Below are 23,437 nucleotides of genomic sequence, written 5' to 3'. Positions count from 1 at the left end.
CAGTGACGTTACGTCACTCCCGCACTGCGCTTCGTCACCCACACGTGTGAAACCGGCGCCCCGTTGGACACCACAGGTTTATCCCGTTCGTCCCGTCGTCCGCCCGGACCGCGGCGGCTCACCCCGCGGACGGGGCGAGCCGTGACGCCGGCACCCGCACACCCACCCGGGTCCGGGTCGCCACCAGTTGGCCGTCCTGCGGATAGGCGTGCCAGGTCCGCCAGTGCACCTGCCCCTCGCACCGCTGGGCCAGCAGCGCCGTGAAGGCGTGCGGACTGCCGGGGAAGACACCGGCCAGACCGTGCGGGTGGTCGGAGACCAGGGCCAGCAGCTCCTGTGCCCGCCCCGCGAAGGAACCCGGCGTCAGCCGTTCCACGCGGGCGGCGAACTCGTACTCCCAGTCGCCCACCCGCTTGGCGACGCCGAGGGGCAGGGGGGTGCTGCTGCCCGGGATGCACGCCACCGTCTCCGAGCAGGTGCCCCGCTCCTCCTCGAGCAGCACTTGGTGGGAGGCCCCCAGGAGTCTCAACTGCATCTTCGCTCCGGTCAGTTCGACATCGAGACTGGCGAGCGCGGGCAGCGGCTCGCGCCCCAGGGCCCAGGCCAGGTCGGCGGCGCGCGTGTCGGTGTAGGCGGTTGTCAGGGTCGTGAGCATGGATCGGCTCCGCAAGCACACAAGGAACGGAAGGTGTGGGGCCTGCGCATCCCGGTCACTGCCGGAGATGCGGCCCGCTCAGCCCAGTCGGCCGGTCAGGAGGGGGGTCAACAGGTCGTCCGAGGAGCTGCGTTGGTGAGGGAGAGCGAATCATGAACCGTGGCGCCGCCACAGCGTTTTTACCCAACTTCGTGGGGTTTCCATCCCTCAGGGGGCTCCTCAGCTCAACTGTTCAACCAGGGCGTACACCCCCGCCCGCGCGGCGCGCGCCGGTGCGTGGGAGCGCCCGCCGGACTCGTTCCCCGGCGGGCGCTGATGAGGGGGCGGGGCCCGGTCCCAGGCGCGGGCCCCGTGGCGGGACCCGGGTGCGGGTCCCGTGGCGCGGATGCGGTTCCCCCTGCTGGAGCTCGGCTGCCCCGTGTCAGCCGCCGCCTCCACCGCATCCGCCGCCGCCCCCTCCCCCGCCCCCGCAGGACGACCCGCCTCCGCAGGACGAGCCGCCACCGCAGGAGTGGCTGGAGTCGTGTCCGCCCGGGGACGATCCGCCGTCCCCGGCCCACCAGCTGCCGCCGCCCCCGCCGGACGACCGCGTGCCCCGGCGCCGGACGTGCCCGGCGGACGAGCCGCTGCGCGCTCCGGCCGTGAGCCCGGCGATCAACAGGGCGGCGAACACGATCAGGATGAGGCCGATGACCATGGCGTCACCCTCCTTCCGCTGTCCGGGCTCGCGCCCGGAAGGTCCCCCGAAGCAACCCCCCGTGGGTGCCTCGCTGTCTGCGCCCAGGACGTACGCGGCGTGCGCGCCGCATGCGGCACACTCGGCGTCTCAGCGTCCTCGGCGTCTCGGCGTCTCGGCGTCTCGGCGTCTCGGCGTCTCGGCGTCTCGGCGTCTCGGCATCCTCGACGTCCTCGGCGTGAAGCTCTCGTTGCGTGCTCGGGAGATGCCCCTCGCCGCCACGCCCCAAAGCAGAGTTGAGGAAGCTCAGAGCTTCGGCGCAGGATGGCCGCCATGACCTCCACGCCGCCCGTGGGCTCCAGCGCCCGCCCCTTCCTCAATCGCCGGCTCGCCGAGTTCGGGACGACGATCTTCGCCGAGATGTCCGCCCTGGCCGTGCGGACCGGCGCGATCAACCTGGGCCAGGGCTTCCCCGACACCGACGGTCCCGAGGAGGTCCGGGAGGCCGCCGTACGGGCGCTGCGCGACGGACGCGGCAACCAGTACCCGCCCGGCCCGGGCGTCCCCGAGCTGCGCGGCGCCGTCACCGCCCACCAGCACCGCCGCTACGGCCTGTCCTACGACCCCGACACCGAGGTCCTGGTCACCGCGGGCGCCACGGAGGCCATCGCCGCATCCCTGCTGGCCCTGCTGGAGCCCGGCGACGAGGTCGTCGCGCTGGAGCCGTACTACGACTCGTACGCGGCCTGCGTCGCCATGGCCGGCGGCACCCGCGTACCCGTGACCCTGCGCCCGCACGAGGGCGCCTTCCGCCTGGACCTAGACGAGCTGCGCGACGCGGTCACCGACCGCACCCGCCTGCTGCTGCTGAACACCCCGCACAACCCGACGGGCACGGTCCTCACCCGCGCCGAACTGGCGGCGATCGCCGAGCTGGCCGTCGAACGGGACCTGCTGGTGGTGACCGACGAGGTCTACGAGCACCTGGTCTTCGACGATGCCGAGCACATTCCGCTCGCCTCCTTCCCGGGCATGCGCGAGCGCACGGTGACCATCGGGTCGGCCGGCAAGACCTTCTCCTTCACGGGCTGGAAGGTCGGCTGGATCACCGCCGCGCCCGCCCTGCTCACGGCGGTCCGCTCGGCCAAGCAGTACCTGACGTACGTGTCGGCCGGCCCCTTCCAGTACGCGGTCGCCGAGGCCCTGGCCCTGCCCGAGTCGTACTTCACGGCCTACCGGGAGGACATGCGCGCCAAGCGGGACCTGCTGGCGACGGGGCTGGAAGAGGCGGGCTTCGGCGTCTACCGCCCCTCCGGCACGTACTTCGTCACCACCGACATCCGCCCCCTCGGCGAGGAGGACGGCTTCGCCTTCTGCCGCGCCCTGCCCGAGCGCGCGGGCGTCGTCGCCGTACCCAACGCGGTCTTCTACGACCACCGGGAGGCGGGCGCCCCCTTCGTCCGGTTCGCGTTCTGCAAGCGGACCCAGGTGCTGGAGGAGGCGGTCAGCCGGCTGAAGGCGCTGGGGACGGCGGGCCGGACGGCCTGAGCGTCCCGGAACGGGGAAGAGCCCGGCACGGACGTCACCGTCCGGGCCGGGCTCCCCGCTGACCGGGGGCGGACTACTCCTCGCCCTCGTCCTTGGGCTTCTCCGCCTCGTTGACCTCCTGCTCCAGGCCGAGCTGCTCCACGAGCCACCGGTCGAACTCGATGGCGGCGCGCACCCAGCTGACCGTCGAGGAGACGAAGTGCTCCAGGCTGACGCCCATGCCGATCAGCATCTGCGCCTCGCCGATCAGGCGGACGGTGCCGTCGTCATGGGTGTGGGAGTACACCTTCGGCCACAGGGTGCGCCGGTTCCAGTCGTCGACCGACTCGAGCAGCTGCGGCTTCTCGTCGATCTGGTGGGGCCGGTCGTAGAACGTCCGCACCGAGAAGACCTGCTGGTCGCCCTCGCCGCGGAACATGAAGTACGTACGGAACTGCTCCCACGGCGCCGCGAGGTCACCCTCATCGTCGACGACGTACTTGAGCTCCATCTGTTCGAGGAGCTGCTTCACAAGATCCTGATCCGGGACGACGGGGCCCGCCGGTCCTTGGGGCTGCGGCTCGGGCTGCTTGCCCCCGAAGTTCGGAATCGAGGACGGGTCGATGCTCACCGTGATTTTCCCTTCGTACGGATCTCGCCATCCTCTCCCATCCGGGGAGGGGGGTGGCAAGCCCGCCGGAGGCCTGTCAGCCCTCGGCTGACATGATCCGGCCGGTCGGGTGGACGGGTGGGACATGTGGCGGACGGAGGCGGGGCCATGAGACGGGCACGGGACGCGGTGGCGGGGAACGCGGGCGGGGGCGAGGAGCTGCCGCGCGGGCGGACCAGATGGTGGCCGACCGCGGTCCTCGTGGCCCTGGCCGCGCTGGTGCTGCTCCCCGTCCTCGTCGTCCTCGTGGCCGTCGTGGGCCTCGTGGCGTCCGATTCCGAGTACCCGCTCGGCGGCGGCCCCGAACAGCGTCCCTGCCCGGAGGCGCTGGGCTTCGGCGGGGCGGCGCTGCCGGACGACGCCGAGCCGGTGGGGGCCTGCACGGTGCAGGGATGGCAGGACGTCCACTACAGCGCGGTCTTCCGGATGCCCCGCGCCGGGGTCGCCGAGTGGCTCGCGCACACCTACCCGGACGCGCCCGCGCCCGAGACCGAGTTCTGCGGGGACGCCGCCGTGGACCTGTGTCTGGATCTGGGCTACGCGCAGGGCCTGCCGGACGGTGTGGACGCCCACGCCGTCCAGGTGAGCGTCGAGCACGAGGACGCCGGCACCGCCTTGGTGCGGTTCGCCGCGTTCACCCTGTGACACGCGCGCGGCCCCCAGAGGGCGAACTCCAGGGGCCGCGCGCAGGTGGGGCTACAACGTCTTGCCGCCCGCCGCCGGGCCCACGACGAGCTCGTCGCCGAAGCGGTCCACGCGGACCGTGTCGCCGTCCTTGATCTCTCCGGAGAGGATCTCCCGGGCGAGCCGGTCGCCGATGGCGGTCTGGACGAGGCGGCGCAGCGGCCGGGCACCGTAGGCCGAGTCGTTGCCCTCGTCCGCCAGCCAGGTCAGGGCGTCGTCGGTGACGTCCAGGGTGAGGCGGCGCTCGGCGAGGCGCCGGGCGAGCGCGTCGATCTGGAGCCGCGCGATCCGGCTCAGCTCCTCCTTGCTCAGCGCCGAGAAGACCACGAGGTCGTCGAGCCGGTTGAGGAACTCCGGCTTGAACGACGCCCGGACCACCTCCAGGACCTGCTCCTTCTTCTCGGCCTCGGTGGTCACCGGGTCGACCAGGTACTGGCTGCCGAGGTTGGAGGTGAGGACCAGGATGGTGTTGCGGAAGTCGACCGTGCGGCCCTGCCCGTCGGTGAGGCGCCCGTCGTCCAGCACCTGGAGCAGGATGTCGAAGACCTCCGGGTGCGCCTTCTCCACCTCGTCCAGCAGCACGACGGTGTACGGCCGCCGCCGCACCGCCTCGGTGAGCTGGCCGCCCTCCTCGTACCCGACGTATCCGGGCGGGGCGCCGACCAGCCGCGCGACGCTGTGCTTCTCGCTGTACTCGCTCATGTCGATGCGGACCATCGCCCGCTCGTCGTCGAAGAGGAAGTCGGCGAGCGCCTTGGCCAGCTCGGTCTTTCCGACACCGGTCGGCCCGAGGAAGAGGAACGACCCGGTCGGCCGGTCGGGGTCGGCGATGCCGGCCCTGCTCCGCCGTACGGCGTCGGAGACGGCCCGCACGGCCTCGGTCTGCCCGATCAGCCGCTTGCCGAGCTCGTCCTCCATGCGCAGCAGCTTCTGCGTCTCGCCCTCCATCAGCCGCCCGGCGGGGATGCCGGTCCAGGAGGCGACGACGTCGGCGATGTCGTCGGCGCCGACCTCCTCCTTGACCATGGTGTCCCTGGCCACCTCCTCCTCGGCCTCGGAGGCGGCCTCCAGGTCCCGCTCCAGGGTCGGGATCTCCCCGTACAGCAGCTTGCTGGCGGTGTCGAAGTCGCCGTCGCGCTGGGCGCGCTCGGCCTGGCCGCGCAGTTCGTCGAGCTTCTCCTTCAGCTCACCGACCCGGTTGAGGGACTGCTTCTCCTTCTCCCAGCGGGCGGTGAGGCCGCGCAGCTCCTCCTCCTTGTCGGCGAGGTCGCGCCGCAGCCGCTCCAGACGTTCCAGGGAGGCGACGTCGGTCTCCTTGCCGATCGCCAGCTCCTCCATCTTCAGCCGGTCGACGGCGCGCTGGAGCTCGTCGATCTCGACGGGCGAGGAGTCGATCTCCATGCGCAGCCGGGAGGCGGCCTCGTCGACGAGGTCGATGGCCTTGTCTGGCAGGAAGCGGGAGGTGATGTACCGGTCGGACAGACTGGCGGCGGCCACCAGCGCGCTGTCCGCGATCTGCACCTTGTGGTGCGCCTCGTACCGCCCCTTGAGGCCGCGCAGGATGGCGATGGAGTCCTCGACGGTCGGCTCGGCGACCAGCACCTGCTGGAAGCGCCGCTCCAGGGCGGGGTCCTTCTCGATCCGCTCCCGGTACTCGTCGAGGGTGGTGGCACCCACCATGCGCAGCTCACCGCGCGCGAGCATGGGCTTGAGCATGTTCCCGGCGTCCATGGCGGAGTCGCCGCCGGCGCCGGCCCCGACGACGGTGTGCAGCTCGTCGATGAAGGTGATGACCTGCCCGTCGGAGTCCTTGATCTCGGCGAGGACGGTCTTCAGCCGCTCCTCGAACTCACCGCGGTACTTGGCCCCGGCGACCATCGCCCCCAGGTCCAGCGCCACCAGCCGCTTGTCCTTCAGCGACTCGGGCACGTCCCCCTTGACGATCCGCTGGGCGAGCCCTTCCACGACGGCGGTCTTGCCGACGCCCGGCTCGCCGATGAGCACGGGGTTGTTCTTCGTCCGCCGGCTCAGCACCTGCACGACCCGCCGGATCTCCTGGTCCCGCCCGATGACCGGGTCGAGCCTGCCCTCCCGGGCGGAGGCGGTGAGGTCGGTGCCGAACTTCTCCAGCGCCTTGTACTGGCCCTCGGGGTCGGCCGTGGTCACGCGGCGTCCTCCCCTGGCCTTGCGGAAGGCCTCCTGCAGCTTCTTCGCACTGGCTCCCTGCCCCTCCAGTACCTCACCGGCCGCGCCGCCCTTCGCGGCGATGCCGAGGAGCAGGTGCTCGGTGGAGAGGTACTCGTCCCCGAGTTCCTTGGCGCGGGCCTGGGCGTCGGCGACCACGGCGAGCATCTCACGGTTGGGCTGCGGCGGTGCGACCGTGGCCCCGGTGACGCTGGGCAGCCCGGCGAGGATGCGCTCGGCGCCGGACCGTACCGCCGCGAGGTCGGCCTCGACGGCGGCGAGCAGGTCGGTGATGTTCTCGTTGTCCTGCCCCTGGAGCAGGGCGAGGAGCAGGTGGGCGGGGGTGAGGTCGGCGTGCCCCTCGGTCACGGCCCGGTTGCTGGCCGCGTTGATCGCGTCCCGGCTCCGGTTGGTCAGCTCGGCGTCCACGTTCTGGCTCTCCTCCTAGCGTCGGCCGTGGCGGGCGGCCGTGTCTCCCAGTGCTGACTCATCCAACGTACACAAAGTTGAGTCTATTCCACTCAAGGATGGAGCGACGACGCCTGTCCCGGATGACACCAGGTTCCTGGCCTGCCGGCCTCCTCGCGCGGTGAACACCGTCACGCGAGGGGCTTTTCGGCCACGCCGAGTAGAGAGCGATACGGGTCGGTACCCCGAAATGTCGCCACACGCACGACAGCGGCGTCACCGTGTTCAGGTCACGGTGACGCCGCTGCCGGGGGGAAGCACCTGAGCGATCTGTTACGACGGGGGAATCGCGTCAGGCACTGCGGGGGGTGGCCGAGATGGTCCTCACTTCGGGGTCCGCCGGCTGCGCGAGCCGGTGGTCCCTCTGGTCCAGGTTCACAAAGATCATTCCGTAACGGATGGCGCACCGCACGGGCTGCGGCGCCCCCCGAGGCCGCCGCAGGCACCGGTACGCCCGCACGTCGCCGTCCTCGTCCAACGTGACGACGACCGGCTCGCCGAAGACGGTCACCATCAGGGAGTCACCGGGGTGGGGGATCGCGGTGACCAGGTCGATGAAGTGCCAGCCGGAGCGGTAGGCGGTGGCCATTTCGCGACGGAAGGAGCGGTCGTCGGGTGGAGTCGTCATGTCGATCAGTCCCACACGGTATCGGCCGGAAGAGCCACAGGGGTCTCACCCATGACCGCAACCGCCACAGAGTGAGTGCCACCCGCCTTGTGCTCGCTGCTCGTCCCACCCGAGAGGCCGGCCAGCGCGCCGAAGGCCACAACGGTGGAGAAGGCAGCAACAAGCACCGAGCGAAGCATTCTCATACGCATAGTCGGCTTCGTCCTCACTTGATGGTCCCTCGTTCCCCCGTCCGATAAGACGATGGCTCATTCAGGCACGTCATGGCCACACAATCGGTGCATCATGTTCCTGCATGTTCAGGACCCTGGGGGGTGGATATTCAGTGATAAATGGGACCAATCCGGAGCATCCCCATTCGACGTACGAGCTGTGCTCCGAAGGACGCCGTCTCTACTCGGACGCTCTCAGGGCCGGTCGCGTACTCAGGGTCGATGTCGAATCCGCTCCGTGCCTGATGGACTTGGCGCTGCTCCACCTCGACCCCGACGACGGCGACTGGATGCGGCCGGTGCCGCCGTCGGTGGCACTGGCCCAGCGGCTCAATCCGATCGAACGTGAGATCACGGAGCGGCGTCGGCGGTCCATGGTCCTGGCCGAACTCTTCGAACCGTTCATGGACATCAGCGCCCAGGAGACCGGTCCTGCTCACTCCATCACGGTCCTGGAAGGCCTCGACCGCATCAACGCGGCACTCGACTCGGCGACAGCCCAGTGCCACACCGAGGTACTCACGATTCAGCCGAGCAGCCACAGACGCCCCGAGAAGCGGCTGCTGGAAGGACTGGAGCGAGACAGGCCTCTGATCGAACGGGGCGTACGCATCCGTACTCTTTACCAGCACACTGCTCGGTTCAGTCCGGACAGACTCGCGTACGCGGATCAGTTCACGGACGGCAAGGTGGAGTACCGCACCATCGACGAACTGGTGGAACGGCTCATCATCTGCGACGAGAGCGTGGCGTTTATTCCAGTTCGTGAAGATCGACAGGTCGCCCTGGAGCTCCGTCACCCCGGCCTTGTCCAGTACCTGGTGAGGGTCTTCGAGTTCATATGGAACCGGGCGGTGCCGCTGAGTGCCGGAGCCCCCTACGAAGCCGATTCGGGTGGCATCACGGAGATCCAGCACTCGATCGCGAAGCTTCTGGTCGAAGGTCACGTCGACGAGGCCATCGCCCGTCGCTTGGGGATGAACGTGCGCACGTGTCGTGCCCACATCGCCAAACTCGCTCAGGTCCTGGGCAGTGGCAGCCGTGCCCAGCTCGGCTACCTCATCGCCCAGTCCGGGATCCTTAGGAAGGATCATTGACCCTGAGGAGGAGGGCCACGCGTGACCGCTGAGGCACACCACCATGGAGCGGAGGAGTTGTGTGATGCGGGCCTGGAGCTCTACGCCCGTGCGCTACGAGAAGGGCACCTCACCAGCGCCGAGGCGACGACGGCACCCTGCCTGATCGACAACGGCATCCTCCACCCCTCGATCGACGGCCTGGACCGGCTGGAGCCCGTCGCTCCGACTGTCGCACTGCAGCGCCTGCTCCGTTCCACAGAGGAACGCATCTCGGTCGAACGACGTCGCGGGCAGAGACTGGCAGACGCCTTCGAGCCGCTCATGCGCCTCGAGCGTCGAGCCGTCGGCGGTGAGGAGAGTCCACACCTGAGACTCCTCGGCAGCAAGGAGCAAGTAGGCCAGGCCATCTCCGAAGCCATGGCCGCGGGCAAGCACCAACTCCTCGCCATCCAGCCGCACGAGGGTTTGGTCGTTCCGCCCTTCCGCTACCACGAAGCGGCCATGGAGCGGGACCAGGCGTTTCTCGACAATGGTGGTCGAGTCCGAGCCCTATACCAACACACCGTCCGCCATGCGCCTTTGATCATCGGACGATACGAACGCCTTCGGGGGGATGTGGAGGCGCGCACGCTCGACCAAGTCACCAAACGACTGATCATCGTGGACGACACGGTCGCTAGCATCCCGGCCAGCGCCGACCGTTCACTCGCCCTTGAGGTCCGCCACCCCGCCCTGGTCGCCTACTTCGTCAACACCTTCGACCGCCTCTGGCACCTCGCCACCCCCATGCACCCCCACGCCGCCCAACTACCCACCCTCAACGGCATCACCCCTCGCCAACGAGCCATAGCCACCCTCCTCATCGAAGGCCACACCGACAACGTCATAGCCGAACGCCTCGGCATGAACGTCCGCACCGCCCGCGTCCACATCGCCAAACTCGCCGCCACCCTCGGCAGCGACAGCCGCGCACAACTCGGCTACCTCATCGGGCAGTCGGGGATATTGACGGTGGAGGACCGTCCATGACGGCAGAGGCGCACGAGCACAGGGCGGAAGCTGTATGCCAAGCGGGCCTGCAGCTCTACGCCCGAGCACTGCGCGAGGGAACGGTGCCCGAGTACGAGGCCGCTGCGATGCCGTGCGTAACCCAATCGGGAATCCTCCAGCCGGACGTCGAGGACGTGCGCAGGCTGCGTCCACTCTTGCCGGCCCTCGCCCTCCCACGCCTGCTGCACCGTATGGAAGAGGACATCGCCCGTCGGCGGCGCGCCGAATCGTGGCTCACCGAAGCCTTCGAGCCGCTCCTGACCCTCGGCACAAGGGACGGCCACGGCCTTCCGGCCACAGACGGCATCACCGTCCTGCACGGCATCGACCGGATCAACGACGCGATCGGCCGCGTCACCGATGAGGCGTCCCAAGAGATACTCACCATCCAGCCGGGCGGCAGGCGCTCGCCGGCTGCCCTCGCCGTCGCGCTCCCCAGGGAACAGCGTTTGCTGTCGTGCGGCGCCCGCATGCGGACTCTCTATCAGCACACCACGCGCCACGACCCAGCAGTCCTAGCGCACTTCGAGCAGCTTCATGGGGACATCGAGGTCCGCACCCTGGACGAACTGCCCCAGCGAATGCTCATGCTGGACCGCATGGTGGCCTTCATCCCCGCCAACAAGCAGCGGACCCTGGCCGTGGAAATCCGTCACCGTCCTTTAGTCACCTACCTGGGCAGCGTCTTCGACCGCCTCTGGCACCTGGCAACCCCTATGCACCCCTCAGCCGTCCACCACCGCACCCTCAACGGCATAACCCCCCGCCAACGAGCCATAGCCGCCCTCCTCATCGAAGGCCACACCGACAACGTCATCGCCGAACGCCTCGGCATGAACGTCCGCACCGCCCGCGTCCACATCGCCAAACTCGCCGCCACCCTCGGCAGCGAAAGCCGCGCGCAACTCGGCTACCTCATCGGGCAGTCGGGGATTCTTGACCCGGAAAGATGACGGGGGAGGGCACCGCGCGCGGTGAGCCGTCCAGGCCTGCCTGGGCGATGCGTACACCCAGCTGCGTCCGGCTGGCCGCGCCCAAGGTCTCCGAGAGGCGGGCGATGTGGGCGCGGGCCGTGCGGACGCTTATGCCGAGGCGTTCCGCGATGACCGCGTCCTGGTGGCCCTCCGCCAGCAGCGCCGCGATGGACTGCTCGCGGTGGGAGATGCCCTCGATGCCGGTGTCGGGGAGCTGGGCGGTCAGCGGGATCGCCAGGCGCCAGAGGCGTTCGAAGACCGTCACCAGGTAGGCGATCAGTGCGGGGTGGCGCAGTTCCAGGGCCATCGTGCGGTCGGTGTTGGCGGGGATGAAGGCGACCGTGCGGTCGAAGAGGATGAGGCGGTCGATCACCTCGTCCAGCGTGCGGGCCTCCACCGCGTCGCCCATCAGCTCCAGGTAGTTGAGCAGGCCCTGGCCGTGCCGGGCGACGTGCGTGTACAGGTCCCGCATCCGCACCCCGCGCCCGCGCAGCGCCAGCGCCCGGTGCAGGCCCTCGGAGAGTTCCGCCTCACGCCGGATGCCGCCGGGCTGCACGGTCAGGACCTCCGTCGTGCAGGCCTGCGTCGCCTCGTCCATCGCCGCCTGGATGCGGGCCAGGCCGTCGAGGACGCGGATCGCCGTGCCCTCCGTGCCGGCGGCGGGCCGGGACCGGCCGTCCAGGCCCGCGTACCACTCGAAGGCCTCCACCGCCGAGCCCACCCGTCGCTGGCTCGTGCTGACCTCGTCGTAGAGCCCACGCAGCAGCCGGGTCATGACCTCCTGCGGAGAGGTCGGCACCAGCCAGTCCATGTCGTCGGGGTCCGGGTGCAGCAGGGCCAGTTCGAGGAGGCAGGGGGCCGGCTCGGCGTCCCGGCGCGGCACCCGGCCGCGTCGTACGGCTCTGGAGTACACCCGGTCCCCGTCCGCGCACAGCCGGTCGGCACCGTGTGGATGCTCCTGAGCCCCGTGCCCGGCCATCGCCCATCCCACCCCCGGTTTCGGCCCTTCCGCAGCGCAACTATGCGCGGCCGGGACCGGGTCCGCAACACGGCTCCTCCCCTACTCGCAGATGATATGCACCTCAATCACCCCTTATGCCAACCCCTCCGCTTCCCCTTGATGCAGCAAGCTGGAGGTGTCGCCCGGGTGTACGGAGTGTGCATGCTGGGTGACAGCGGAGCCTGACCGACTCCGCATGCCACACCGGAGACGTCGGCCTTCGTCGCGCCCGCAGGGCCGCGGACGCCAGGGGCGGCACGGCGTTGGGACATGAGGGGGACAGAGAACGTGATACGCGTAGGCATTCTCGGCCGGGAGCCGCTGGAACGGGTCGGCGTCAGACGCGTACTGGAGGAGGACGGCGGAATCCGGATCGTCCGCGAGACCTCGGACGCGACGTCCGCCCTGGTGCGGACGTCCCGTCTGCACGTCGTGGTCAGCAGCCACCGCAGCCCGGACGACGCACTCGAGGCACTCCGGTCGTCGAACCCGACCGCACCGAGAGCGACGAACGCTCCGGTGCCCACTCCGGCCCACGTCGTGCTGGTCGACCGTCTGACGGAACACACCACCCGCACGCTGCTACGCCACGGGGCCCGCGGCATCCTGCTGCGCGCCAACTCCGTGCGGCACCTGCCGTGGGCGGTGAGGGCAGCCGCGGAAGGCACGGTCGCCCTCGGGCCGGTCGCCGCCCAGTTCCTCGTCGACCAGTACGTTCGGCCTGCCCGCACGGCCGACGCGGCGACCACCGCGCGCAGAATGCTGGGGAAACTCAGCCATCGCGAGCGGGAGATCGCCCAACTGCTGGCGGCCGGCGCCTCGAACCCCGACATGGCCGAGACGCTGGGTATCAGTGCACACACGGTGAAGGACCACATCCGCGGGCTCTACACCAAGCTCGGCGTCGACAACCGCGTCCAGGCCTCCCGGATCGTCTGGCAGGCGCAGGTGTCCGAGCAGCCGACGACGGGCCCACAGCAGCGGGACACCCTCGCGTGCGGCGGTCCGCAGGTGCCGTGACGCTCCGCGCCGCGCCGTGCGCGACTCTCAGCGATGTTGAGCACGTCCGTCAGGCTTTCGACGAGACGACGGGTGATCCAGCGGAGTTCGTCCACTGTGAGGCCGGACGCGGCTTCGACCATGGGGCGTGCAAGCTCCACCACGACGGCTGCCGACTCGACCTGTTGATTCTCGACTTCGTCAGCCAGCAGAGAGAGCGGGCCGGCCGTGCCGTCGGTGATCAGGTACGCGCGTTGCCCTCGGGCCCTCTCCAGGGCAGTAGTCGGACGTGGCTAGTGTGGCTCATGTCGTCAGCTCCTCAGTAGCTGGTGGCCATACCCCCGGGCCGGTCGCACGGTCGCGGGGGACTCACAGAACGGAGCATACGCGTATTCGCGTATACGCGGTCGCGGGATCACGCAAATACGCGGACGCTGAGCATCATGGACCTTGATCGCTCGGTGCCCGTGTGGCCGCAGGTCGCCGATGAGCTGCGGCGACGCCTGGAGGCGGGCCAGTACGCGCCCGGTGCGCGCTTTCCCGCTGTGAACGAATTGGCCGCCGAGATGGACGTGGCGCCGAGCACCGTGCAGAAGGCCGTGGCCGCGCTTCGGGCGGAGGGGCGGCTCTACACCGTCCTCGGGCAAGGGTCCTTCGTCCCGGAGAAGTAGCCCCGAGGTGCGGGACGTACCCACGCACCTCGGGTTCGTCACGGGCGCTCCGCGTCAATCGTTGCGCGGACGCCACACGAGCCCCGCCGCTGACGCCGTCCGGGCGCCCCACCAGGTCATGACCGCCGCGCACGCCAGCCCGGCCGCGCCCACCGCCGACAGCGCGGACAGACGGGCGGCGGAGTCCGCCATCAGCGGTGTGGTCACGTACCAGGTCACGGCGACGGCCGCGCACACCGCGAACGCGGTCGGCGCCAGCAGGGACCAGACGGAGACCGCGTAGTACACGCGGCCGTTGCCGCTCAGCACCGAGACCGGGCCCAGTTCGCGGCCGGTCCGAACGAACTGGGCCACCGCGCCGATCCCGGCCACGACCACGATCACCAACACGCCCGCCACGGAAAGCAACTCCAGCCACCGCCCGGCCGCGATGCCCTCGCCACTGCCGCCGAAGGCGCCGGCCATCGCGAACACCTGAACGTCGGTCGCCATCGCCAGGTGCGCGTTGGCGGCCCGGTGCACCCGTGACAGCGACAGCTCCCGTCCGTCCTGCGCCAGGACCATCAGGGCCGGTTCCTCGGCCGTACGCACGGTCTCGGTCACGTCTCCGGTACGAGCGTGGAGACGTATTCCGACCGACCGCTCCAACTCCGCCGCCCGATCCAGACCGGCATGCCGAGTACGCAATTCGGCAGGGGCCGCAGCCGGACACTCGACGCCCAGGCCTCGCCATACCGGACAGCTTGCGACGAGATCGACCCGCCCCGATCGCGGATCTCTCGCCATGGCCAGGGCGTGCACTCCTGGCCCCAGGTTCTGTTCGAAGGACGCCACGTCGGCAGCCGTCGTGGACAGCGTCGTGGACACCTGCACCACACTGGTGCCGAGGTGTTCCTCCACCGCGTCGACCCGGTCACTCATGTCCGTGAACAGGCTGATCGCGATCTGCCCCTGAGCGGCGAGACCGACCGCGACGACCACCGCGGCCACCAGTCGCGCGACGGGGCGCGCGCCCACCGCCAGGCGCCTGCCCGCGACCAGCATGCCCACCCGGCCGCGTGCGGCACCGAACCTGGCCAGCGCGGGTCCGGCCGCCGACACCACCGCACCGGCCACCCCGGGCAACAGTGCGATGGTGATGACGCTGCCGGCCGCCAGAACGGGCAGCCGCAGGTCGTACGGAGCCAGGTCGGTGCCCCGCACCGTGCCGAAGAGGGCCACGGGGAACAGCCACAGCATCCACTCGCGGCGCCGTTTGCCGGCCACGGGCCGGGTCGAGACGCCCGGCCGGTAGCGCGGCTGGAGCAGCACCACGGCGGCCAGCACCGCGAGCGGTACGCCCAGTACGGCGAGCGCCAGTCCGGGCAGCGCTGCCCGGGCGTCGGGCAGGTACAGCACGAAGTCGACGACGGGCAGCGGTACGTCGGTGAGAAGCACGGGAGCCACGGCCGCGGCCGCTGCCGACGCCCCCAGGACCACGGGCAGCAGCGCCTCACCCACCGTGAACCATGCCCGGGCACTCCCGGAGGCGCCCAGCGCGGTGAGGACCGCGGTCCGGCGGTCCCGGGCCGCGGCGCCCACCCGGGCGGCGATCACGACGAACAATCCGGCCGGGAGACCGACCAGCGCCAGGTAGGCCCAGTAGAACTCCTTCGGACCGAAGTTGTACATGTGCTCCCCGAGCGACGGTGTCCAGGAGACTCCGAAACCCGAAGCTCTCGTCATCCCCTCCCGGTCCAGTCGCTCGGCCGTCGGCCGTACGTACGCGAAGTACTCGCTCGGCGACTCCAGGCCGTCCGCCGCTATGGCGCCCACGGCCCGTCCGTACTCGCCACGCACCTGAGGTCCGACCGCTTTGAGCGCAGGGGAGAGCACGGCCTCACCGGGCCTCGGCCATTCGCTCAGACCGGGCGGCAGGGGGGCGTCGGGGGTGAGCGGCTCGATGTAGACCACGTCGTACTGCCGGTCGTCGACGCTGGCCAGCGTCGCCCTCCACAGCAGAGCGGCGGAGCCGTCCTCGGCGATCTGCGGCCAACGCGCCTGGCTGCGCTCGGTACGGCCGTCGAACGAGGACGCGGCGAGCAGGAATCCGCAGACGGCGAGGACCGCCACGGCAGTGGCGGCGAGCAGCGAGAAGTACCGGATGCGGCCCGCTTCCGCCGACCGGGACGCGGCGCGTCCCATGCGCAGGAGCCGTCGTCGCAGGCCGCCGCCGCTCACCGCGCCTCCTGGGCCTGGACCAGGCGTCCTTCGTGCAGGTGCAGCCGCACATCGGCGCGGCCGGCGACCATCGGGTCGTGCGTGACCACGACCAGGGCACACCCGTGTTCCCGCGGGGTGCTGAACAGCAGGTCGGCCACTGCTTCCCGCTGCTCGCCGTCCAACGCTCCCGTGGGCTCGTCCGCCAGCAGCAGCTCAGGCGTGTTGACCAGGGCTCGAGCCACGGCGACGCGCTGCCGCTCCCCGCCGGACAGGTCGCTCGTGGCGGTGGCCCCGGGCACCCCGAGGCGGCCGAGCAGCGCCTCGGCACGGGCGCGAGCGTCGGCGACCGCGTCACCGGCCAGCAGGCTCGCGATCATCACGTTCTCCACCGGGGTGAGTTCGGGGAGAAGTTCGCCGAACTGGAAGACCATGCCGACGTGCCGCCGCCGGTGCGCGGCGAGTGCCCGCGCGGACAGCCGGGTCACGTCCTGTCCCACGACCTCGACACGTCCCGCTTGCGGGCGGATCAGCCCCATGACACACATCAGCAGGGTGGATTTCCCGCTCCCGGAAGGTCCCATCACGGAAACGGAACTGCCCGCCGGGACGGTGAGGTCGGCACCGGCGAGCAGGCTTCGGCCGGACACGCCGTAGACCACCTCGCTCAGTCGCAGAACGGGTGGGGCAGGGGGTGAGGTCACGCGGAGCTCCCTTGGTCGGGGGGATCACTCGATGTGGACGGCGCCGACGACACATGCCTGACCGAGAGGCCGGTCGGCCTCTCGGTCAGGCTGTGGTCAGGCTGCGCGGACGGGGGATCCGTCAGCCCGAGTACCAACTGGTGTGCCAGTCGGGCAGGTTGTTGCGCGAGACTGTGCCGCGGGCCTTGTAGATCTCGGAATGCCTACCGCTCTCGACGGTGCCCCTGTTGCCGTCGTTGTCGGAAGGACCGTTCGGGCCGTTCTTGTTCCACAGCGTCAGCTTGGTGCCCGAGTGAGCCACGCGGTAGTACTCGGCCTTCACCCAGTGGCTGGATCCCGTGTCCTTGATGTTCATGATCGAGCGGTTGCCCTCGGTCCAGAACCGGAGCTCGCCGCCGTAGGAGTGCGGGCCGATCTCGTACGCGAAGGCAGGTGTCGCCGTGCTCAGAGCCAGGGCGGCGATGGCCCCGACCCCCAGCCGCCGTGCGATTCTGACGTTCACTGAACTGCGTCCCCTTGTCCGATGGAGTTCCCGGACCGCGGCAGGCGGCCGGGCGGCAACCGCGCGGGAGTGAACTGCACGGTTCCTGTGACTCCAAGACTGCTGCGGGGCGGTCATGCGGAGAATCCACCCGTTGGGGGGTGTGCTCATGTCCCCCGCCCTGCCGGGGGGGTACGCCCTGCCGGGGGGCCGGCCTACTTCAGCCCGATCTCCGCGCACTCCGCCTCGAACTTGGCCGTGCAGATGTCGGAGACCTTGTAGAAGCCGTCCGCGATGACCGTGTCCTTGATGTTGTCCTGGGTCAGGGCGACGACGGGGACCAGCTGGGCGGGGATGCCCTTGTGGGTGGGGCTGTCGACCCGCTCGCGGGCGAGGGCGTCGAACTGGATGTCCCGGCCCTGGACACGGGCCACGGCCATCTCCGCGGCGTGCTCCGCCTCCTGCGGGTAGGACTTGTACACGCTCATGTACTGCTCGCCGGTGACGATCCGCTGCACCGCCGACAGTTCGGCGTCCTGGCCGGTGACGGGCGGCAGGTCGGTGACGCCCGCGTCCTCCAGGGCGTTGATGATTCCGCCGGCCATGCCGTCGTTGGCGGAGTAGACGCCCGCGATGTTGTTCTTGCCGATCTTCTCGATCGCCTCGGCCATGTTCGCCTCGGCGTTCTCCGGCTTCCAGTCCTCGGTGTCGAAGGACTGGGCGATCGTCACCTTGCCGTTCAGCTCGGACATCGCGCCGGCCTTGAACTGCTTGGCGTTGGGGTCGGTGGGCGAGCCGTTCATCATGACGATCTTGTCGGAGCTGTCGGCGTCCCCGCCGAGCGCCTCGAGGAGGGAGCGGCCCTGGACCTCGCCGACCAGCTCGTTGTCGAAGGAGATGTAGGCGTCGATCGGGCCCTCGGCCAGCCGGTCGTAGGCGATGACCGGGATGCCGGCGTCCTTGGCCTTCTGCACGCTGTCCCCGATGGACTTGGCGTCGACCGCGTCCAGGACGATGACGTCGACCTTGTCGTCGATCATCTGCCGCATCTGGTCGGCCTGCTTGGACGAGCTGGCCTCGGCGTTGGCGTACTTGACGTTGCCCTGGTCGCGGGTGAGATCGGCGACCTTCGCCTTGAAGAAGGGGTAGTCGAACTGCTCGTAGCGGGTGTTCGCCTTCTCCGGGAGGAGGAGGCCCACCGTGATGTCGTTGCCCTTGGTCGGGCTCGCCTCGTCACTGCTCTCCGAGGCACCGAGCGTGCCGCAGCCGGCGAGCATGAGGGACATGGAGGTGGCGGCCACGGTTATGGCAGTACGACGACGCATGCGAGGGCTCACTTCATGTGCGAATCGGGACGTGGGCACAGCAGTGCGGCCCATGTGACTGAAAAGCCAACGCTTTGGCCACCATCGGCGTCAAGGGGAACCACTTAACGAGATGGGCACAGTACGTTCCGCTCAACTGGCGGGGGCGATGCGGACGTACCGCGGAGGTCCGGCGGAGCTGCGCACACCGGCTGGTCACGTCCCGCACACACGTGTGCGCACAGCCACCGGAGTGACCACGGCGGCACGGAAACGGAGCGCCGGGCGAACGCGTCTGACGTACTGACAACCGCCGGAACCGCACAGCTGAGGAACGCGCGCATGGGGCACGACACGGACCACACCGACGTCACGGACGGCACGGACGGCACCGACGGCACGGACGTCATGGAGAGCGTCGTCGAGGACCAGCGCTTCGGCGCCGTGCGCGTCCGTCTGGACACCGGCCGGGGCGAGGTCGTCGTCGAGGGCGGTGCGGTGCCCCGCGTCGAGCTCCGCCGCGAGGGGCCGCAGGACGACGGACACGTTCCCGTCGGCACCCGGGACGGGGACCGGCTCGCTCTGACCGTCGACGGCGAGGAGGCCGTGGTGGACCCGTCGAAGGGGCGGCTGACCCGGCGCTCGTTCGCCGTCGACGTCCGGTACGCGGGCCAGGGCTGGCGCCTGGTGCCCGACTCCGTGGCGGGCAGCCGGCTGCTGCGCGGCCGGGAGCACGTCGGGGACTTCGTCTCGCAGGGCGACGGGCGGGTGCTGGCCGAGTGGCGCGAGGGCGCGGAGCCCGAGGCGCTGGACGCGGCCCTCGGATACGCGCTGGCCGCCGCCTTCGGCACGGGCGCCCACCCCATGTGGCTGCTGGCCGCCGACGCGATCGGCGACATCGTTCCCGGCTGACGGCTGCGGCTCGCCCGCCCGCCGCGGACGGAAAGGGGCCCGGGTCCGTGCGTGCACGGCCCCGGGCCCCTTCCTCCGGCCTCCGGCCGTCAGTCCGACTGCTGCCGCTTGGGGCGCCACACCACCAGGGCGCTGGTCTGCTGGACCTCCTGGTACGGGACCAGGTCACGACGGTACGAGGCGTGCACCGCCGCCTCGCGCTGGCGCATCGCCGTGGCGGCGCCGTCGAGGGCGTCCTGCATCTCGGCCAGGCGCGCCTGGAGGGCGGCGACCTGGTTCTCCAGTTCGATGATGCGCTTGATACCGGCCAGGTTGATGCCCTCGTCCTGCGACAACTGCTGCACCTGGCGCAGCAGTTCGATGTCGCGGGCCGAGTAGCGCCGGCCGCGCCCGGCCGTGCGGTCCGGGGAGACCAGGCCGAGGCGGTCGTACTGGCGCAGGGTCTGCGGGTGCAGACCGGAGAGCTGGGCAGCCACCGAGATGACGTAGACCGGGGTGTCCTCGGTCAGTTCGTACGGTGAGAAACCCCCGCGCCGGCGGGGACTACGGCCGTCCATCTCGATCAAGCTCCCTTCGCGGCCTGGAACAGCTCCGCCCGCGGATCCTCGTCCGCGGTCGCCTCGCGATACGCCTCGAGCGCGTCACGAGCCTTCCCCGTCAGGTCCTTCGGAACACTCACCTCGACGGTGACCAGGAGGTCGCCGCGGGTGCCGTCCTTGCGGACCGCGCCCTTGCCCCGGGCGCGCATGGTGCGGCCGTTGGGCGTGCCCGCCGGCAGCTTCAGCGTGACCGGGGGGCCGCCGAGGGTCGGGACCCTGACCTCGCCGCCGAGGGCCGCCTCCGCGTACGTCACCGGGACGGTGACCGTGAGGTTGTCGCCCCGGCGGCCGAAGACGGGGTGCTCCTTGACGTGCACCACCACGTACAGGTCGCCCGCCGGTCCGCCCCGCTCGCCCGGCGTGCCCTTGCCCCGCAGCCGGATGCGCTGCCCGTCCGACACCCCGGCCGGGATGCGGACCTGCATGGTCCGGGAGGACTTGGCGCGTCCGGAGCCCTTGCAGACGTCGCAGGGGTCCTCGGCGATCAGGCCGCGGCCCTTGCAGTCGGGGCACGGGTCGGTGAGCGAGAAGCCGCCGCCCGAGCCCCGGGCGACCTGCCCGGTGCCGACGCAGGTCGGGCACACGCGCGGCGTGCCGTTCTTGTCGCCGGTGCCCGAACATGCCTTGCAGGGTGCCTGCGAGGACATCCTGAGCGGGACCGTGGCGCCCTCGATGGCCTCGGTGAAGCTGAGGGTGACCTCGGACTCGATGTCCTGGCCGCGGCGCGGCTGGGTGCGCGTGCCGGTGCCGGGTCCGCCGCCGGTGCGGTTGAACAGGCCCCCGAAGACGTCACCGAGGCCGCCGCCGAAGCCCCCGGCGCCGCCCTGGCCGCCCCCGCCCTGGGCGCCGCCTCCGAAGAGGTCGCCCAGGTCGAAGTTGAAGGTGCCGCCGCCCGCGCCCGGCCCCGGGCGGAAACCGCCGTTGCCGAAGAGGGCGCGGGCCTCGTCGTACTCCTTGCGCTTCTTGGGGTCGCCGAGGATGTCGTTGGCCTCGGAGATCTCCTTGAAGCGCTCCTCCGCCTTGACGTTCCCCTTGTTGGCGTCCGGGTGGTTCTCGCGGGCGAGCTTCCGGTACGCCTTCTTGATCTCGGCCTCGGTGGCGTCCTTGGGGACGCCGAGAACCTTGTAGTAGTCCTTCTCGATGAAGTCCTTGGTACTCATCCCCGACGTCCCTCCTCTCGCGCCTTATGCGTCACTTCGAGCTCAGCCCTCGTCCGGGCCACCGCTCTCCTTGGCCCCGGTGTTCCCGGAGTTCTCGGCGGAGTCGGTGCCCTCCTCGCCCTCGGTGCCCTCCTCGGCCGGCTTGACCGTCTGGGCGCCGGGCTGCGGCTCGGCCACCGCCACCCGCGCGGGGCGGATGGTGCGCTCGCCGATCCGGTACCCGGGCTGCAGGATCGCCACGCAGGTCGTCTCCGTGACGTCCGGCGCGTAGGAGTGCATCAGGGCCTCGTGGATCGTCGGGTCGAAGGGCTCGCCCTCCTTGCCGAACTGCTGGAGGCCCATCTTGGCGATGACCGACTCCAGCGACTCCGCGACGGACTTGAAGCCGCCGACGACCTCGCCGTGCTCCCGGGCGCGGCCGATGTCGTCGAGCACGGGAAGCAGCTCGGACAGGAGGTTCGCCACGGCGACCTCCTTGACCGCGACGCGGTCCCGCTCCACCCGGCGGCGGTAGTTCTGGTACTCGGCCTGGAGGCGCTGGAGGTCGGCCGTGCGCTCGTTGAGCGCCGTACGCGTCTGGTCCAGCTGGGCCACCAGGCCCGCGTTCTCGCTCGCGTCCCCGGCCGGGGCCGCCCCCTCTTCGGAGGCGGCCTGCGGCTCGGCGTCTTCAGGGGCGGCGCCGGAGGGGACGTCGGGCTTCTCGTCGAAACCCGGGGTCTCCTCCGTCACGCGGCACCGTCCTTGCGCTCGTCGTCCACGATCTCGGCGTCGACGACGTCGTCGTCGGCACCCTTGCCGTCGGCACCGGCACCCGCGTCGGCACCCGGGGCCTCGCCGCCGGCGGCCTGCGCGCCCTGGGCGTCGGCGTACATGGCCTGGCCCAGCTTCTGCGAGACGGCGGCGACCTTCTCGGTGGCGGTGCGGATCTCGGCGGTGTCCTCGCCCTTGAGCTTCTCCTTCAGCTCGGCGACGGCGGACTCGACCTCGGTCTTCACCTCACCGGGGACCTTGTCCTCGTTGTCCTTGAGGAACTTCTCCGTCTGGTAGACGAGCTGCTCGCCCTGGTTGCGGGACTCGGCGGCCTCGCGGCGGGCGTGGTCCTCCTCCGCGTACTTCTCGGCCTCCTGGCGCATCCGGTCGACCTCGTCCTTCGGCAGCGAGGAGCCGCCGGTGACGGTCATCTTCTGCTCCTTGCCGGTGCCGAGGTCCTTCGCCGTGACGTGCATGATGCCGTTGGCGTCGATGTCGAAGGCGACCTCGATCTGCGGGACGCCGCGGGGCGCCGGGGGCAGACCGGTCAGCTCGAACATGCCGAGCTTCTTGTTGTACGCCGCGATCTCGCGCTCGCCCTGGTAGACCTGGATCTGCACGGAGGGCTGGTTGTCCTCGGCGGTGGTGAAGATCTCCGAACGCTTCGTCGGGATCGTCGTGTTCCGCTCGATCAGCTTGGTCATGATGCCGCCCTTGGTCTCGATGCCGAGGGACAGCGGGGTGACGTCGAGGAGCAGGACGTCCTTGACCTCGCCCTTGAGGACACCGGCCTGCAGGGCGGCGCCGATGGCGACGACCTCGTCCGGGTTGACGCCCTTGTTGGCGTCCTTGCCGCCGGTCAGCTCCTTGACCAGCTCGGCGACGGCGGGCATACGGGTGGAGCCGCCGACGAGGACGACGTGGTCGATCTCGGACAGCTGGATGCCGGCGTCCTTGATGACGTTGTGGAACGGCGTCTTGCAGCGCTCCAGCAGGTCGGACGTCAGCTGCTGGAACTGGGCGCGGGTGAGCTTCTCGTCCAGGTGCAGCGGGCCCTCGGCGGAGGCCGTGATGTAGGGCAGGTTGATGTTGGTCTCGGTGGACGAGGACAGCTCGATCTTGGCCTTCTCGGCGGCCTCGCGCAGGCGCTGAAGCGCCATCTTGTCCTTGGACAGGTCCACGCCGTGGCCGGACTGGAACTGCTTGACCAGGTAGTCGACGACGCGCTGGTCCCAGTCGTCACCACCGAGGTGGTTGTCACCGTTGGTGGCCTTCACCTCGACGACGCCGTCGCCGATCTCCAGCAGCGAGACGTCGAAGGTGCCGCCACCGAGGTCGAAGACGAGGATGATCTGCTCGTCCTTGTCGAGGCCGTACGCCAGCGCGGCGGCCGTCGGCTCGTTGACGATGCGCAGGACGTTCAGGCCCGCGATCTCGCCGGCCTCCTTGGTGGCCTGGCGCTCGGCGTCGTTGAAGTACGCCGGGACGGTGATGACCGCGTCGGTCACCTTCTCGCCCAGGTAGGACTCGGCGTCCCGCTTCAGCTTCTGCAGCACGAAGGCGCTGATCTGCTGCGGGTTGAAGTCCTTGCCGTCCAGGTTGATCTTCCAGTCGGTGCCCATGTGGCGCTTGACCGACCGGATGGTCCTGTCGACGTTCGTGACCGCCTGGCGCTTGGCCACCTCGCCGACCAGCACCTCGCCGTTCTTGGCGAAGGCGACGACGGACGGCGTGGTCCTGGCGCCCTCGGCGTTGGTGATGACGGTGGGCTCGCCGCCCTCCAGAACGCTGACGACGGAGTTAGTCGTGCCCAGGTCGATGCCGACCGCACGTGCCATGGTGAATAACCTC

General features: G+C 70.3%; 22 protein-coding genes. 8 read left to right on the top strand and 14 right to left on the bottom strand.

Going from position 1 to position 23,437, the window contains the following annotated elements; translation table 11 throughout:
- Window positions 1–118: 118 nt before the first annotated feature.
- Together M6G08_RS09175 and M6G08_RS09170 are read right to left on the bottom strand one after the other, a co-directional pair.
- Complete coding sequence (locus M6G08_RS09175; RefSeq protein WP_272586681.1) at window positions 119–655, bottom strand: DUF2617 family protein; 537 nt, start codon at window positions 653–655, stop codon at window positions 119–121.
- 421 nt (window positions 656–1,076) lie between these two features.
- Window positions 1,077–1,352: a hypothetical protein gene (locus tag M6G08_RS09170; protein WP_272586680.1), complete on the bottom strand. Its 276-nt coding sequence runs from the start codon at window positions 1,350–1,352 to the stop codon at window positions 1,077–1,079.
- A 303-nt stretch (window positions 1,353–1,655) separates the two neighbouring features.
- Here M6G08_RS09170 and M6G08_RS09165 point away from each other — a divergent pair, with 303 nt between their 5' ends.
- Window positions 1,656–2,879 (top strand): pyridoxal phosphate-dependent aminotransferase, encoded by a 1,224-nt coding sequence (locus M6G08_RS09165; protein ID WP_443048766.1) that lies wholly within the window; start codon window positions 1,656–1,658, stop codon window positions 2,877–2,879.
- Window positions 2,880–2,952: 73 nt separating this feature from the next.
- On the opposite strand, the gene M6G08_RS09160 is transcribed toward M6G08_RS09165, so the two are convergent.
- Window positions 2,953–3,489, bottom strand: a complete 537-nt coding sequence (locus M6G08_RS09160) for a YbjN domain-containing protein (RefSeq protein ID WP_272586678.1) — start codon at window positions 3,487–3,489, stop codon at window positions 2,953–2,955.
- Between the two features lie 147 nt (window positions 3,490–3,636).
- On the opposite strand from M6G08_RS09160, the gene M6G08_RS09155 reads away from it, so the two are divergent.
- Window positions 3,637–4,173 (top strand): hypothetical protein, encoded by a 537-nt coding sequence (locus M6G08_RS09155; RefSeq protein ID WP_272586677.1) that lies wholly within the window; start codon window positions 3,637–3,639, stop codon window positions 4,171–4,173.
- Window positions 4,174–4,224: 51 nt separating this feature from the next.
- On the opposite strand, the gene clpB is transcribed toward M6G08_RS09155, so the two are convergent.
- Complete coding sequence (gene clpB, locus M6G08_RS09150) at window positions 4,225–6,825, bottom strand: ATP-dependent chaperone ClpB (protein WP_272586676.1); 2,601 nt, start codon at window positions 6,823–6,825, stop codon at window positions 4,225–4,227.
- 331 nt (window positions 6,826–7,156) lie between these two features.
- Entirely contained in the window at window positions 7,157–7,492 is a 336-nt protein-coding gene (locus M6G08_RS09145) for a Rieske (2Fe-2S) protein (protein WP_073726397.1), read from the bottom strand.
- Window positions 7,493–7,787: 295 nt separating this feature from the next.
- Here M6G08_RS09145 and M6G08_RS09140 point away from each other — a divergent pair, with 295 nt between their 5' ends.
- From M6G08_RS09140 to M6G08_RS09130, 3 genes are read left to right on the top strand one after another with little or no spacing between them, the layout of a single operon-like run.
- Window positions 7,788–8,801 carry a helix-turn-helix transcriptional regulator gene (locus tag M6G08_RS09140; protein ID WP_272586675.1) on the top strand — a complete coding sequence of 338 codons (1,014 nt, stop codon included), beginning with the start codon at window positions 7,788–7,790 and terminating at the stop codon, window positions 8,799–8,801.
- Between the two features lie 21 nt (window positions 8,802–8,822).
- On the top strand, window positions 8,823–9,812 hold the full coding sequence (locus M6G08_RS09135; protein ID WP_272586674.1) for a helix-turn-helix transcriptional regulator: 990 nt from the start codon (window positions 8,823–8,825) through the stop codon (window positions 9,810–9,812).
- Complete coding sequence (locus M6G08_RS09130) at window positions 9,809–10,786, top strand: helix-turn-helix transcriptional regulator (protein WP_272586673.1); 978 nt, start codon at window positions 9,809–9,811, stop codon at window positions 10,784–10,786. Before M6G08_RS09135 ends, M6G08_RS09130 begins: the two co-directional genes overlap by 4 nt.
- Here the strand turns inward: M6G08_RS09130 and M6G08_RS09125 are convergent.
- The gene (locus tag M6G08_RS09125) at window positions 10,749–11,786 is read right to left on the bottom strand and encodes a helix-turn-helix transcriptional regulator (protein WP_272586672.1); all 1,038 of its coding nucleotides are present in this window, start codon (window positions 11,784–11,786) and stop codon (window positions 10,749–10,751) included. The two genes, M6G08_RS09130 and M6G08_RS09125, sit on opposite strands and share 38 nt — an antisense overlap.
- Before the next feature lie 309 nt (window positions 11,787–12,095).
- Between M6G08_RS09125 and M6G08_RS09120 the strand changes: the two genes are divergently transcribed.
- Both M6G08_RS09120 and M6G08_RS09115 read left to right on the top strand, forming a co-directional pair.
- Entirely contained in the window at window positions 12,096–12,827 is a 732-nt protein-coding gene (locus M6G08_RS09120) for a response regulator transcription factor (RefSeq protein WP_272586671.1), read from the top strand.
- Window positions 12,828–13,249: 422 nt separating this feature from the next.
- On the top strand, window positions 13,250–13,477 hold the full coding sequence (locus tag M6G08_RS09115) for a GntR family transcriptional regulator (RefSeq protein WP_272586670.1): 228 nt from the start codon (window positions 13,250–13,252) through the stop codon (window positions 13,475–13,477).
- Window positions 13,478–13,531: 54 nt separating this feature from the next.
- Here M6G08_RS09115 and M6G08_RS09110 read toward each other — a convergent pair whose 3' ends face one another.
- From M6G08_RS09110 to M6G08_RS09095, 4 genes are all read right to left on the bottom strand, one after another.
- Window positions 13,532–15,697: a hypothetical protein gene (locus M6G08_RS09110; protein WP_272586669.1), complete on the bottom strand. Its 2,166-nt coding sequence runs from the start codon at window positions 15,695–15,697 to the stop codon at window positions 13,532–13,534.
- Window positions 15,694–16,380 (bottom strand): ABC transporter ATP-binding protein, encoded by a 687-nt coding sequence (locus M6G08_RS09105; RefSeq protein WP_272586668.1) that lies wholly within the window; start codon window positions 16,378–16,380, stop codon window positions 15,694–15,696. Before M6G08_RS09105 ends, M6G08_RS09110 begins: the two co-directional genes overlap by 4 nt.
- Before the next feature lie 121 nt (window positions 16,381–16,501).
- A complete protein-coding gene (locus tag M6G08_RS09100) occupies window positions 16,502–16,882 on the bottom strand; it encodes a hypothetical protein (RefSeq protein ID WP_217250814.1) in 381 nt (126 codons plus the stop codon).
- Window positions 16,883–17,076: 194 nt separating this feature from the next.
- Entirely contained in the window at window positions 17,077–18,186 is a 1,110-nt protein-coding gene (locus M6G08_RS09095) for a sugar ABC transporter substrate-binding protein (RefSeq protein ID WP_383144095.1), read from the bottom strand.
- A gap of 321 nt (window positions 18,187–18,507) precedes the next feature.
- On the opposite strand from M6G08_RS09095, the gene M6G08_RS09090 reads away from it, so the two are divergent.
- On the top strand, window positions 18,508–19,077 hold the full coding sequence (locus M6G08_RS09090; RefSeq protein WP_272586666.1) for a hypothetical protein: 570 nt from the start codon (window positions 18,508–18,510) through the stop codon (window positions 19,075–19,077).
- A gap of 89 nt (window positions 19,078–19,166) precedes the next feature.
- Here M6G08_RS09090 and M6G08_RS09085 read toward each other — a convergent pair whose 3' ends face one another.
- The 4 genes from M6G08_RS09085 to dnaK are packed head-to-tail and all read right to left on the bottom strand — an operon-like array spanning window position 19,167 to window position 23,424.
- Window positions 19,167–19,634 (bottom strand): heat shock protein transcriptional repressor HspR, encoded by a 468-nt coding sequence (locus M6G08_RS09085; protein WP_217250830.1) that lies wholly within the window; start codon window positions 19,632–19,634, stop codon window positions 19,167–19,169.
- Window positions 19,635–19,639: 5 nt separating this feature from the next.
- A complete protein-coding gene (gene dnaJ / locus M6G08_RS09080; protein WP_272586665.1) occupies window positions 19,640–20,836 on the bottom strand; it encodes a molecular chaperone DnaJ in 1,197 nt (398 codons plus the stop codon).
- 42 nt (window positions 20,837–20,878) lie between these two features.
- Complete coding sequence (gene grpE / locus M6G08_RS09075; protein ID WP_272586664.1) at window positions 20,879–21,565, bottom strand: nucleotide exchange factor GrpE; 687 nt, start codon at window positions 21,563–21,565, stop codon at window positions 20,879–20,881.
- Window positions 21,562–23,424: a molecular chaperone DnaK gene (gene dnaK, locus M6G08_RS09070; RefSeq protein WP_272586663.1), complete on the bottom strand. Its 1,863-nt coding sequence runs from the start codon at window positions 23,422–23,424 to the stop codon at window positions 21,562–21,564. Before dnaK ends, grpE begins: the two co-directional genes overlap by 4 nt.
- Window positions 23,425–23,437 lie beyond the last annotated feature (13 nt).

The organism is Streptomyces sp. M92 (assembly GCF_028473745.1).
In the GTDB taxonomy this organism is placed as follows: domain Bacteria; phylum Actinomycetota; class Actinomycetes; order Streptomycetales; family Streptomycetaceae; genus Streptomyces.
Note: the sequence above shows the minus strand (reverse complement) of the source record. Positions and strands in the feature narration are given on the sequence as shown.

Coding starts and splice junctions, on each gene's coding strand:
- M6G08_RS09130 (WP_272586673.1), top strand. CDS start 9,809: ATGACGGCAGAGGCGCACGAGCACAGGGCGGAAGCTGTATGCCAAGCG.
- M6G08_RS09145 (WP_073726397.1), bottom strand. CDS start 7,492: ATGACGACTCCACCCGACGACCGCTCCTTCCGTCGCGAAATGGCCACC.
- M6G08_RS09085 (WP_217250830.1), bottom strand. CDS start 19,634: ATGGACGGCCGTAGTCCCCGCCGGCGCGGGGGTTTCTCACCGTACGAA.
- M6G08_RS09175 (WP_272586681.1), bottom strand. CDS start 655: ATGCTCACGACCCTGACAACCGCCTACACCGACACGCGCGCCGCCGAC.
- M6G08_RS09155 (WP_272586677.1), top strand. CDS start 3,637: ATGAGACGGGCACGGGACGCGGTGGCGGGGAACGCGGGCGGGGGCGAG.
- M6G08_RS09095 (WP_383144095.1), bottom strand. CDS start 18,186: ATGCGTCGTCGTACTGCCATAACCGTGGCCGCCACCTCCATGTCCCTC.
- M6G08_RS09125 (WP_272586672.1), bottom strand. CDS start 11,786: ATGGCCGGGCACGGGGCTCAGGAGCATCCACACGGTGCCGACCGGCTG.
- M6G08_RS09140 (WP_272586675.1), top strand. CDS start 7,788: ATGTTCAGGACCCTGGGGGGTGGATATTCAGTGATAAATGGGACCAAT.
- dnaJ (WP_272586665.1), bottom strand. CDS start 20,836: ATGAGTACCAAGGACTTCATCGAGAAGGACTACTACAAGGTTCTCGGC.
- M6G08_RS09115 (WP_272586670.1), top strand. CDS start 13,250: ATGGACCTTGATCGCTCGGTGCCCGTGTGGCCGCAGGTCGCCGATGAG.
- M6G08_RS09165 (WP_443048766.1), top strand. CDS start 1,656: ATGGCCGCCATGACCTCCACGCCGCCCGTGGGCTCCAGCGCCCGCCCC.
- M6G08_RS09090 (WP_272586666.1), top strand. CDS start 18,508: ATGGGGCACGACACGGACCACACCGACGTCACGGACGGCACGGACGGC.
- dnaK (WP_272586663.1), bottom strand. CDS start 23,424: ATGGCACGTGCGGTCGGCATCGACCTGGGCACGACTAACTCCGTCGTC.
- M6G08_RS09170 (WP_272586680.1), bottom strand. CDS start 1,352: ATGGTCATCGGCCTCATCCTGATCGTGTTCGCCGCCCTGTTGATCGCC.